General features: G+C 54.3%; 9 protein-coding genes. All 9 read right to left on the bottom strand.

What is annotated here, in order from left to right; genetic code table 11:
• Window positions 1-64 precede the first annotated feature (64 nt).
• The 9 genes from FHI25_RS18580 to FHI25_RS18540 all read right to left on the bottom strand — a co-directional run bounded on the left by FHI25_RS18580 (window position 65) and on the right by FHI25_RS18540 (window position 11,544).
• Window positions 65-1,489, bottom strand: coding sequence for a hypothetical protein (locus FHI25_RS18580; protein WP_210520331.1), 1,425 nt, complete (start codon window positions 1,487-1,489; stop codon window positions 65-67).
• Entirely contained in the window at window positions 1,486-3,090 is a 1,605-nt protein-coding gene (locus FHI25_RS18575; protein WP_210520329.1) for a GMC family oxidoreductase, read from the bottom strand. Before FHI25_RS18575 ends, FHI25_RS18580 begins: the two co-directional genes overlap by 4 nt.
• Window positions 3,090-3,548, bottom strand: a complete 459-nt coding sequence (locus FHI25_RS18570) for a hypothetical protein (protein WP_210520327.1) — start codon at window positions 3,546-3,548, stop codon at window positions 3,090-3,092. Before FHI25_RS18570 ends, FHI25_RS18575 begins: the two co-directional genes overlap by 1 nt.
• On the bottom strand, window positions 3,545-4,240 hold the full coding sequence (locus FHI25_RS18565) for a phytochelatin synthase family protein (protein ID WP_008892116.1): 696 nt from the start codon (window positions 4,238-4,240) through the stop codon (window positions 3,545-3,547). Before FHI25_RS18565 ends, FHI25_RS18570 begins: the two co-directional genes overlap by 4 nt.
• The gene (locus tag FHI25_RS18560) at window positions 4,240-4,578 is read right to left on the bottom strand and encodes a c-type cytochrome (RefSeq protein WP_245227999.1); all 339 of its coding nucleotides are present in this window, start codon (window positions 4,576-4,578) and stop codon (window positions 4,240-4,242) included. Before FHI25_RS18560 ends, FHI25_RS18565 begins: the two co-directional genes overlap by 1 nt.
• A 2-nt stretch (window positions 4,579-4,580) precedes the next feature.
• Entirely contained in the window at window positions 4,581-6,113 is a 1,533-nt protein-coding gene (locus tag FHI25_RS18555; RefSeq protein ID WP_210520325.1) for a multicopper oxidase family protein, read from the bottom strand.
• Between the two features lie 405 nt (window positions 6,114-6,518).
• A complete protein-coding gene (locus tag FHI25_RS18550; RefSeq protein ID WP_210520323.1) occupies window positions 6,519-8,090 on the bottom strand; it encodes a SpoVR family protein in 1,572 nt (523 codons plus the stop codon).
• Complete coding sequence (locus FHI25_RS18545; RefSeq protein WP_210520321.1) at window positions 8,087-9,424, bottom strand: YeaH/YhbH family protein; 1,338 nt, start codon at window positions 9,422-9,424, stop codon at window positions 8,087-8,089. Before FHI25_RS18545 ends, FHI25_RS18550 begins: the two co-directional genes overlap by 4 nt.
• Window positions 9,425-9,600: 176 nt before the next feature.
• A complete protein-coding gene (locus FHI25_RS18540) occupies window positions 9,601-11,544 on the bottom strand; it encodes a PrkA family serine protein kinase (protein WP_210520319.1) in 1,944 nt (647 codons plus the stop codon).
• Window positions 11,545-12,053: the final 509 nt, after the last annotated feature.

Genomic DNA, 12,053 nt, shown 5'->3' with positions numbered 1-12,053 from the left:
GGCTTAGTTCCCCGCAGGCACGCCAAAGGCGCGCGCCAATTACGATGACTGTTGTCCTCCTGAGTCAGGCGGCAGAAGTTTTTTGTGTTTTCGGTGCAAGCCAGCGCCACGCCATAAGTGTGGTGGCCAGCAACACAGCACTTACCTGTACGACAAAAACCATCTGATAGGCTGGTGTTACGCCAAGCCCCGCCAGTTTTGAAATCTGGAACGTGATTTCAAGGATCTCGATCCCGACTTCTGTACCAAACATGATGACGAATGCCGGGGCCAGCGTGATCAGCTTGTTACCATTGGCCGATGCGATCACAGCACTAACCACAATTGTTGTGGCAATCCCGATCCCGATACTTGAAAGCATCTTGGTCCAATAGAACAGGGCCGCATCCGTTGCGGGGTAGGGGTAAAAGATCGTCGCAACCGATGAAACGATCAGACATGGAATGGCAAGCAGCCAAAGTCGTTCGCGCCAGACCGGATTACGTGCAATCAGGGCCCCGGCGGCAAACACCATGATCACCTGGCAGGCTGCTCCAAGGGTCGCACGATCATCAATCAATTCTGACGAGCACAGATGCCGCACAAGATAAGCGGTGTCGTAAACACCGGTGGTCGGGATTTCGAGGATGAATAACACCACCAACAGGAAAATCGCATCAGATGGCAGTTTGGTGTCGTGCGGCACTGACGATTTCACACTGAAATACAAAACGGCCGACAAAACAAGGAAAGCCGACATAAGGCCAAGTCCCGTCAGGCTTTCAACGCCAAGGAAGCTGTTGGCAGTTGTCCATGCTTCAAAAATGATGACGACCGACAGAAACAGACCGATCAGTTTCCAGTTGGGCGCCTGTTTTATGCCGGTATTTCCGGTGATTGTTGGCGCGGCAGCGCCCATCACCATCGGCATGATCAACAAAAACAGCAAAGGCATCACGGCCAGGATCAGGAAGTAATTCCCGGTGCCGACATCAAAGGCGACATATTTAACCAGCTGTGGCGCAATCAGAAACGCCATCGGCTGGGCGGCGGTCCAGACTGTTGTCAGCATCGCCTTTTCGCGATCCGTCTTGGTCTGGCTGATCGCAAGCTGTGCCAGCGGGGCAAAGAACGAAATCGCAAAGCCACCCATGCAGAAGCTGGCCAGAACGATGATTTCACGCACGGAAAGGGCCGGATCCCAGTGCATGGTCAACCCGACAGCGGCATAGCTGGCACTGGCAAGGATGGCGGTGGCAAGGCAGACCTTGCGCGCAGTGTGACTGTTGATCACAAAGGGCGCGATGGCGAGTGCCATAACAGCACCACCAATCAGGACTTCAATCAGGATATCGGTGCGTTCGACCGAAATGTTCAGGAAGCTTGCAAACTCACCTTGGGAGACGGAAACGGTCATGGTTGCGACAGATCGCATTCCGTTGCCCAGAAGAACGAACAGGGCAAGAAGCCCTGTTTCAATCAGGATCAGTCGTTTGAGTGGTGTATTCATTTGGTCAATGCATCGGCCATATGATCAGCCGCACGGATCGCCAGTGCGGCAATGGTCAAGGACGGGGCATTGACCGGTGTTGTTACATGCGAACTTGATCCCAGAATATAAAGATTGCTGTGATCATGCGCGACAAGATCCGCATTCACGACCGATGTTTTCGGGTCCGAGCCCATGATCGTGGTTCCACCAATAATCGCATTCGACAGATACGGGGTATCGGTCTGCATGTCGGCCACACCAAGGGTTGCAAAGATCTTGCGATTGACCTCAAGCGCATTTGCCAATCCCTTTTTGGTGTAGTCATCAAGGGTAAAGGTCACTTTCGGGCGCGGAATGCCCGAGCTGTCCTTTTCATCGGCAAGCTCGACCCGGTTGTTCCAGTTTGCCAAAACCTCGGCCGAGCTGTTTAACCGCAGATGCCGGGAAATCTGATCATTGATTGCATTGGCCAGTTCCTGACCAACCATACCCTTTTTAATCAGATCCTTCGCCAGATTGGTGGCATCGGAATTGCCCGACCAGCCATCATTCATGAAGCTGGTGCCAACAGCGGCATAGTCAGATCGGAAGTCACCATCACGCAGTTCCACCAGACCACCGGTCTGCTGTGGACCGCGATAGGGGAAGATTTGCTCATCAAGCATGCCCCAGCTGTCCTGGTTGGCTTGCGTCAAAAGGTTACGTCCGACCGCATCGGAACTGTTGGCAACACCCTTGGGGGCATTGTCCTGTGCCGAGTTCAGAAGAAGACGCGGGTTTTCAATCGCATGGCAGCAAACGGCAAAGTATTTCCCCGTTACCCAGAATTCCGACCCGTCGGGTTTGCGGACCTTCACACGGCTGATCTTTTGATCATCACCGACCTCGACAAAGGTGACCAATGCTTCGGTCTCAACCCGGACACCAAGGTCCTCGGCCTTTTGGGCGTGAACCGAAGCGTCATATTTCGCGCCAATCGGGCAGATCGGCACGCACGTATTGTTGCCGCAACAAACCGGGCGCTTGTCGTAAATCTCGGAATTGCGGGCATGGGAAAACGGGGCTGAATGCAGACCCAGTTTATCCAGTGCCTCGGTGACCTTCTGATCCATATAGCTCATCGGGATTGGTGGCATCTGATAGGGGGCGCCATCGCGCGGCGCGCCCCACGGATAGTTTGGATCCCCGGCAACACCCCAGCGTTTTTCAGCTTCGACGTAATAGGGCACCAGAAGGTCATAATTGATCGGCCAATCGCGTGAAACGCCATAGGTCGACTTCATGGTGAAGTCATGCGGACGCAACCGGTCGGCAAAGCCGGTCCAGTGCCAGGTCGTACCGCCAAACAAACGCAGATACGCACCGATAAACTGATCTGGGCCGCCCTGAACGTAGAAGTCGTTATACTTCCCGTCTTCGGGATGCGGTGCATAGGGCTCTGACGGATAAGGCGACTGCGGTCCCTTGACCGGGTTCTCATAGAAAGTCTTCAGGTTCTCGGCGCGCGTGCGTTTCGGCCCTGCTTCGAGCATGATGACATCGATGCCCTTTTGCACAAGGCTATAGGCCAGATGCGATCCGGCCATGCCCGATCCGATGATGACGACGGTTGCTTCCATCACATATCCCCCGTGACCGGATGGTGCGCCCAATGACCAAAGGCCGGGCCGCCACAGGTTCCCGGTGCTGTGGCAAAGGTCAGGGATTTCCAACCAAGGCACCAGGGATAATAGATCGCCTTGTAGGCGCCATTACGCATCACTTCGCCGGTATAAAGCAGACGGGCAACGAAGGCTGCCTGTTCCTGAATTTCCGGGCTGGCTTGTTTGATGCGTCCGGCAATCGCACCGGTACGCAGCGCATAAACGAATTCACGCTGGGCTGCCGCACCATAGGTCGCAAGAAACTCGTAATTGGCGGCATCAAGAAGATGATCCGAAATATCGGGAATGCCGCCAATCTGACGCACAATGTCATAGAACACCGCATTGCTGCCCAGTGCCTGTGCACGGGTGGCAGCCGGGGCCAGCGGCAATAACGAGATTGACCCTAAAAGGGCGCGTCGTGAAATCTTCATTTGCTTACCACGACAAGGCCGCGCGCCTTGTTCGATCCGCTATCAATCGTTGCCATGGCGGTGCGCAGGTCTTCGATGGTCATCCAGACCGGCGGGTATTTGTATTTGGCAACATCAAGAACGAGTACGCGGTCGGTATCCTCGTCATAGGCGGCAATCGGCGAAACATGCCCGTCACCGACCTGACCGATCGGCTTGCGCGAATAGTTCGCCACCAGTCGCATGTTCGGGTCGGCAAGTGCGGCCTTGATGGTGTCGCGAAGCCACGCTTCATCAAAGTTGTTGGCGTGATGGTATTTGGCCTTCACACCCAGATTTTCAAAGAAGGTGGCAATCTGGCTTAGGATCAGGCCGTCATGCTCCACCATGGCATAGGATTTGACTTTTTGGTTTTCGGGGGTGAAAACCGTTTCCTGGGTAAACAGGCCCCACGGATACAGGCGATAGGGCTGCGGGCGTTCGACACCCAGACTGTTCATGGTTGCGGCAATACTGGCCGGGCCACAGAAAGTCAGGATGTGTTCGCTTTCAAGATAGCTCGCCAGTTCGAAATAGGGGCCGGTAAATTCGGCATCCATGAAAATCTCGGTGCCCTTGTCATCGGTCAGATAAATCAACTCATCTGCCGATGCGTGCATCATAGGGGCGGCCATCATCAGACCGGCAAGTGCAGGAAGCATAAGACGTTTCATTATTGTGTCCCTCCGAACCAGGTGGCGATGGCTTTGATGTCCGCATCGCTCAGGTCTTTGACGATTTCATGCATGACAAGCGCCTGACCACCGGTGCGGCGACCTTCCTGATAGGCGCGAATGGCGTTTTCAAGATAAAGCGGCTGTTGACCCAATAAGATCGGAACATCCTTAAGGGCCGGGTTGCCGTTGGTGCCGTGACACGAAAGGCATTGCGAAGCCGCGGTTGGCATCGCATCGGGTTTGGCATCATCGGCCTTGGCATCTGTCACGGAAAAGGCGGACCATGCGATCATGATGGCCGCGGTAAAGCTGGCGGTGTGTGCAAAGGATCGCATCATCATACCTCGATATTGACGTTGATCATCATGCCGGTGTCTTCATGCGGCAGGATGTGGCAATGCATAACGTAGCGGCCGGTGAAATCGACAAAGCGGGTGCGGAAAGTCACGGTTCCCGCCGCCGGAACGGCAATGGTGTCCATCCAGGGTTTGCGTTCATCCGGTTCGCCATTGATAGAGACGACCTGAAACGGGTTCACGTGGATATGCAATGGATGGGGGAAGGGTGTGGTGTTGATCAGCGTCCATTCCTCGACCGCGCCCAGTTTGGCGACAACGTCATCACGCCTCGGATCAAAACCCTGACCGTTGATGGTAAATTCTGTGTCGTCAAAGAAGCCTGACACATCCTTGACACCCAGAACGAACTTGCGCCGGTTGGTGACTTCATCGTCGGTGATGTCGGTCAGAATCTCGTTCTTGGGCAAATCACCCGCCGGAATTGATTTGCCGAATTTGACATCCTTGCCAACACGCGGATCATCGGCCGCAATCACGATGATATCGGCAAGATGTTCTTCGGGCAGGCTGGCCTTGCCCTGCATGAAGGCCGGGCGGCGCAGTGCATAGGTGCCGGTTTTAACACCCTTGATCAAAAGGTTCGCGCGGTTCCCCGGTGCCAGCAGGAATTCTTCGGTTTGTTCGGCCTTGGGCAACGGGTTGCCATCCAGACCAATCAGATGCATTTCCATGCCATCTGCGCGCAGCGGGATGAACTGCGCATCGCCCGCGTTCAGCAATCGCCAATGCTGAACTTCGCCTTCGCGGATATAGATTTTCGGGCGGTATTGACCATTCACAAGGAAGTCGCGTTCGGCATCCAGCGGCCAGATCGGCTTTTCACTTTCCAGCAACCCGTCAATGCCCGGGATCGGCGCCTGAAGCACAAGAACGCGTTCAAGTGCAGCAGCGATTTCTGGGACTTCGTCAAGCGTGCCACCAATGATCGCCATGCCTGCCGCGCCCGATGCGACCTGTGCCGACACCGATCCGTGGCGATGCGGGTGATACCAGTAATTGCCCGCCGGGTGATCAACCGGCAACTTCACGACATAGTTAAAGCTCTGCCCCGGTTCAATCTGCAAATAGACGTTATCACTGTTGCCGCGCGGGCTGACATGGAAGCCGTGATAATGGACGTTGGTGGTGTTAAACCGGTTCGGTACATTCGTGACCACGTCCTCGCCGGCATCCTTGTTGGGCGGCATGCGGTTTTCAAATGCCAGTTCCAGTGTGTCGCCGGGCTTCATGCGAATGGTCGGGCCGGGAATGGATGCGTTGAAAATGCGAAGCTTGGCAGGCCCGCTTGGCAGCGAATAGTCGCTGGCATCCATGAAAAAATCGGCTTTCAGGCGCCCATCAACCGAATGGATTTCCATCGGGTTGGGCAAATCGTCGTTGATGCCGATGGGGGATTGGCTTGCAATTGTTTCCATCGCATTCGATGGCGAAACAAGCCAGGGCATTGGCGCAATGCCTGCAGCAACGGTCGCTGCAGCCGACCCTTTCAAGAGTCCGCGACGCGTGATCATAATGTGGTCTCCCTCAACGTGCCGGAATGCGGTCCCCCGGCGCGGCAGATGCTCAGTATTATTCTTGTACCCCATTAGGTTGGGGCTGATTACATCGGAAAGATAAAAGCTTGGCCGCCAAAGCGATGTGCCAATCGTCACAGACGCCTGATTTGGAACGATTATTCTTTCAAACTCCCGTGATGCTATTGTACCGCAATTGACCGATCTATCAATTCGGAGTTGCGCGATAATGCATGACGGTTCGATGAAGTCGGAAGTCCGGGCGGAAGGAATAACAGGCAACCTAATGAAATTACTATCCATCGCCTGATCGGTTTGGCTTTTTCCAAACCCGACATAAAAAATCCGCACCCATTTGGGGCGCGGATTTCAAAAGTCTGTTTTTTTGCCAGAAGGTCGTGGTTAGTTGCCGACCAGATCATCCGGTGTGTAATTCACCTCATGCAGGATTTCGCCGCTTTCATAATCGACGGCCTGCAAGGTAACGCCATAGCCCCACAACTGCCCGATATAGCCCAGCGTCATTTCCGCTTCCGACTTTTCAAGGCGGATGCCTTCATGCTCGGTATGCTGAATGTAAAGCTGGCGGTTGCCACGGATATCGACATCAACCACCTGCATGTCGGGCTCACGCACAGAAATGTCATGCATGCGCGCCAAGGATCGGCGCACCTTGCGATACCCATTGTCGTCATGGATGGCGGCAACTTCGAGGTGCGGTGATGAACTGAGATCATCAATCATGAACATCCGCATGTCGCGCATGACCTTGGGCGACAGGAATTGCAGGATAAAGCTTTCATCCCGGTAATGCGCCCACGCTTCTTTCAGGGTCTCGACCGGCTCATTGTTGCCCGCGATATCGGGGAACCATTTATGGTCTTCCTCGGTCGGATCAACGCAGATGCGGTGGATATCCTGCATCATCGCAAAGCCAAGCGCATAGGGGTTGAAACCAGAATAGCGTTGATCATCATATTCGGCCTGAAACACCACACGCGAATGGTAGTCGATGAATTCCATCATAGCACCTTCGGAAATCAGGCCCTTGTCATACAGACTGTTCATGATGGCGTAATGCACATAGCACGCGCAGCCTTCATTCATCATCTTGGTCTGTTTCTGCGGATAGAAATACTGCCCGATATTGCGCACGATGCGCAAAATCTCACGCTCCCAGGCTTGCAAGGTCGGGGCATTCTTTTCGAGGAAATAAAGCAGGTTTTCTTCCGGCAAGCCGAACTGCGCACGGCGTTCCTCGACCCGCATCTTGCGTTTAAGCTCGTCCATGTCCTGATCACCCTGATCAGGCTGGGGCAGAGTGCGCCACAGATCGTTGTATGTCTCGTCTTCATACTTGGCGCGTTCACGTTCACGCTTTAGCTCGGCCGCCAAGTTGGGTTTTTCCGGTCGGGAATAGCGGTTCACCCCCTGATCCATCAGGGCGTGCGCCGCATCGAGAATGCGCTCGACCGCGTCAAAGCCGTATCGGTCCTCGCACTTGGCGATATAGCTCTTGGCAAATTGCAGATAATCCAGAATGCCGTCGGCATCTGTCCATTGCTTGAACAGATAGTTGTTCTTGAAGAAATGGTTATGGCCAAACGCCGCATGCGCGATCACCAGCGCCTGCATGACGATGGTGTTTTCTTCCATCACATAGGAAATGCAAGGGTTGGAATTGATCACGATCTCATAGGCCAGCCCCTGATAGCCCTTGCGATACATGACATCATCGCGCACGAAGCGTTTGCCAAACGACCAGTGGTGATACATCAACGGCATGCCAATCGATGAATAGGCATCAAGCATCTGCTCGGACGTGATCACCTCAACTTGGTTGGGATAGACATCAAGCTTAAGCTCATTCAGCGCGATATCCTCAATCGCGTCATAGGTGGCTTTCAATGTCTCGAAGTCCCAGTCGGCACTGGTGAAAAGCAATTTGTCGGCGGATTTGGTCTTGGAGCTCATCGGCCTGCCTCCGCACGGTTTTTGGCAAACAGTTCCCGGAATACCGGGAAGATGTCGGCTGCCTTGGTTACCCGTTTAAGCGCAAAGCGTGGATTGTCTCTGGCAAGCGGGGCATAAGATTTCCAAAGGGCGGTTTCGCCCTCGGCGGCGGCGAAAATCTCGGCCTCGCGCTCGTCAGTAATTTCGATATAGGCGTAATACTGGCACTTGGGCAAAAGGTCCTGGGCCAGAAGGGCCGTGCATTTTGCCCCGTCATTGGAATAGTTATCGCCATCGGATGCCTGCGCGGCATAGATGTTCCACTGATCGGTGGGATAACGATCCACCAGCACCTTTTTCATTTCCTCGAGTGCGGTGGACACAATCGTGCCACCGGTTTCGCGCGAATAGAAAAAGGTTTCCTCGTCCACCTCGGCTGCGCGCGATGTATGGCGGATAAACACCACCTCGACATGTTCGTATTTGCGATGCAGGAACAGGTGAAGCAACATGAAGAACCGCTTGGCCAGTTCCTTCATCTGTTCGGACATCGATCCGGACACATCCATCAAACAGAACATCACTGCCTGTGTATTGGGATCGGGGATCTGTTGAAACTGGTTAAAACGCGTATCAATCGGATCAATGAACGGGATCGCCTTCATCCGCCGTTTGGCCTCTTCAAGATCCTCCAGCAGGGTATGAAGCGTTTCCTCGTCAGTTTTGGTCAGCTTGCCATTCGGGCGTTTTTCCGCCTTGGCCTGAAGGGCGGATATCTTTTCTTCAAGTTCGCGGACCTCGGCCGTTTTCGGGCGACGCAGTCCGATCCGCCGGGCCAGCGAATTGCGCATGGTGCGCACAAGGCTAAGGTTTGATGGCGTGCCTTCGACCGAAAAGCCCGCGCGCGCATTTCGAAACGCGGTGGTCTGCTTCAGGCTCTTTTTCAAAAGGTCCGGCAGTTCAAGGTCTTCAAAGAAGATATCAAGGAACTCGTCACGGGTCAGGGTGAACTGGAATTCATCCTCGCCCTCGCCATCGGGGCTTGCTTGCGATCCGCCAGACCCACTATCGCCACCTTGCGGACGGGCAATGCGATCGCCCGGAACAAATTTCTTGTTGCCAGGCAGGACATAATTGCGGTTGCCGCCACGTCCCATGTGGTGAAAGCCCGGCTCCTTCAATGTTTTGCCGGGAATGGTAATCTGGTCGCCGCTGGAGATATCGGTAATGCCACGCGACCGGATGGTGCTTTCAACCGCCTTTTTGATCTGGGCCTTTGCGCGACGCATGAAACGTTGCCTGTTGCCAAGGCTTTTGCCGGTCGGGTTCTTGCGGCGGTCAACGATATAAAGCATGGGCAGTCACATCCTTGCACGGTTCAAAAGCGCTTTGTGCAGGTCGCTTGCGCCTTGAAGTTCCGCAGGATGTGACCCGGATAAAACGGGCCGTGGCCACATCCTGCGGCGAAGAGGTAACCGGGCGGACAAGGGACGAAGCCGCCCGGTTGGGCCGGGAAAGACAGGGGGGGAACTTAGCCGGCCTTATTGACGCGCATGTACCATTCGACCAGACGACGCGTCTGGCGTTCGGTATATTTGCGATCGATCATGCGTTTGACGAACTCGTTGTGTTTCTTCTCGGTCTCGCTGTCTTTCTTCGAGCCGAACGAAATCACCGGCAGCAGGTCCTCGACCTGGCTGAACATGCGTTTCTCGATCACATCGCGCAGTTTCTCATAGGACGTCCAGGACGGGTTCTTGCCCTTGTTATTGGCACGTGCACGCAGGGCGAACTTGACGACCTCGTTACGGAAATCCTTGGGATTGGCGATACCCGCCGGTTTTTCGATTTTGGACAGTTCCTGATCAATGATCTTGCGGTCCAGAAGCTGACCGGTATCGGGATCCTTGAAGTCCTGATCCTCGATCCAGGCATCGGCATAGGCGACATAACGATCAAACAGGTTCTGACCGTAATCGGAATAGCTTTCCAGATACGCTTTCTGGATTTCCGCCCCGATAAATTCGGCATAGCGCGGGGCCAGTTCGGACTTGATGAAGTCCATATAGGCCTTTTCGCGTTCTTCCGGGTACTGTTCGCGCCGGATTGCCTGTTCAAGGACATACATCAGATGCACCGGATCAGCCGCGACCTCGTGCGTGTCGTGGTTAAAGGTTTCTGACAGCACCTTGAAGGCAAAGCGGGTTGAAATGCCGTCCATGCCTTCATCAACACCGGCGGTATCGCGGTATTCCTGCATGGATTTCGCCTTGGGATCGACATCCTTCAATGTCTCACCGTCATAGACCCGCATCTTGGAATACAGGTTGGAGTTCTCATGCTCCTGCAGGCGTGACAATACCGAAAACTGTGCCAGCATTTTAAGGGTGCCCGGCGCGCAGGATCCGTGTTCAAGCTCTGATCCTTGCAACAGCTTGTCGTAAATCATGGTTTCTTCGGTGACGCGCAGGCAATAGGGCACCTTGATCACGGAAATACGGTCAATGAAAGCCTCGTTATTCTTGTTGGCCTTGAATGTCTGCCACTCTGCCTCGTTCGAGTGGGCAAGGATCAACCCCTGGAACGGAATGGCGCCCAGGTTTTCCGTGCCGATATAGTTGCTTTCCTGTGTGGCGGTCAGCAACGGGTGCAGCATCTTGATCGGCGCCTTGAACATCTCGACGAATTCAAGAATGCCCTGGTTGGCGCGGTTCAGGCCGCCCGAATAGCTATAGGCATCCGGGTCATTCTGGCTGAAATATTCAAGCTTGCGGATATCGACCTTACCAACAAGCGACGAGATATCCTGATTGTTCTCATCACCCGGTTCGGTCTTGGCAATCGCGATCTGGCGCAGGCGCGACGGGATCAGTTTGACGACCGAGAATTTGGTGAGGTCCCCGCCGAACTCATCAAGGCGCTTGACCGCCCATGGCGACATCAAACCTGTCAGGCGGCGTTTGGGAATGCCATATTTGTCCTCGATCGCATCGCCCATCTTGGCCGGGTTAAACAGGCCAAGCGGGCTTTCAAACACCGGGCTGATTTCGTCTCCGGCCTTAAGAACGTAAATCGGTTCACGTTCCATCAGCTCTTTCAGCCGTTCGGCCAACGAACTTTTGCCCCCGCCGACCGGGCCCAGCAGATAAAGAACCTGTTTGCGTTCCTCAAGACCCTGTGCGGCATATTTGAAGAAACCGACAATGCGCTCGATGGTTTCTTCCATGCCGTAAAAGTCTTCGAAGGCGGGATAACGTTTGATGGTCCGGTTCAGGAAAATGCGGCCAAGTCGGGAATCTGTCGAGGTGTCGATCAGTTCCGGCTCGCCAATCGCTTTGATCATGCGTTCAGCGGCAGAGGCATAGGCACTTGGGTCTTCGCGACACAAATTGAGGTAATCGCGGATGGTCAGTTCAGTTTCCTGCTTTCCGTCATAGCCTTCCGCATACAGCTCGAAGATATCCTTCTCAGCCATGGCGCGGTCTCCTTTCAAACGTTATCGCACTGTCAAACTTACGTTTCCTGTCTCAATCCTGTTTTTGCGCAATTTTTGCGTTTTGCTTTTGCACGGGACGGGACGAGCCCGATCCTGATCTGGTGGCGTCGGCAGGTCTCCTGTGAAGGGACTCCGCCAGACGGTCATGAATTAACAAATGGCGTTCGCGGTTAATCTCTGGCGGATCTTGCCAAACGTGTGAAAATTCGATTGTGCAGTTGCGGCGTCAGCGCCGTAGTGCAGTCTTGATCAGACTCTTTTTGGGTCCCGTTGCGGCGACCAACAAACCGACCATCAATGTGTCGGGGCAGGCTTCTGTCGAATGAATTTCAAAGTGACCTTTGAGCCTGCCGAGGCAATTTGCCCTGTTATTCAGACGTGGGAATAACGAACTGATTTCGCAAGACGATACTTCTGTCGAACATCGTATAATCGTGTGTTCATGTTCACATGTAAGTGACTGCTCGTCCAGCTTTGATGCCGCTTTC

Origin of the sequence: Thalassospira sp. ER-Se-21-Dark (assembly GCF_017922435.1) — a bacterium.
In the GTDB taxonomy this organism is placed as follows: domain Bacteria; phylum Pseudomonadota; class Alphaproteobacteria; order Rhodospirillales; family Thalassospiraceae; genus Thalassospira.
Note: the sequence above shows the minus strand (reverse complement) of the source record. Positions and strands in the feature narration are given on the sequence as shown.

Excerpts from the sequence above, each read along its gene's own strand:
- FHI25_RS18545 (WP_210520321.1), bottom strand. The coding sequence starts at position 9,424 with ATGCTTTATATCGTTGACCGCCGCAAGAACCCGACCGGCAAAAGCCTT.
- FHI25_RS18540 (WP_210520319.1), bottom strand. The coding sequence starts at position 11,544 with ATGGCTGAGAAGGATATCTTCGAGCTGTATGCGGAAGGCTATGACGGA.
- FHI25_RS18580 (WP_210520331.1), bottom strand. The coding sequence starts at position 1,489 with ATGAATACACCACTCAAACGACTGATCCTGATTGAAACAGGGCTTCTT.
- FHI25_RS18565 (WP_008892116.1), bottom strand. The coding sequence starts at position 4,240 with ATGAAACGTCTTATGCTTCCTGCACTTGCCGGTCTGATGATGGCCGCC.
- FHI25_RS18555 (WP_210520325.1), bottom strand. The coding sequence starts at position 6,113 with ATGATCACGCGTCGCGGACTCTTGAAAGGGTCGGCTGCAGCGACCGTT.
- FHI25_RS18575 (WP_210520329.1), bottom strand. The coding sequence starts at position 3,090 with ATGGAAGCAACCGTCGTCATCATCGGATCGGGCATGGCCGGATCGCAT.
- FHI25_RS18560 (WP_245227999.1), bottom strand. The coding sequence starts at position 4,578 with ATGCGATCCTTTGCACACACCGCCAGCTTTACCGCGGCCATCATGATC.
- FHI25_RS18550 (WP_210520323.1), bottom strand. The coding sequence starts at position 8,090 with ATGAGCTCCAAGACCAAATCCGCCGACAAATTGCTTTTCACCAGTGCC.
- FHI25_RS18570 (WP_210520327.1), bottom strand. The coding sequence starts at position 3,548 with ATGAAGATTTCACGACGCGCCCTTTTAGGGTCAATCTCGTTATTGCCG.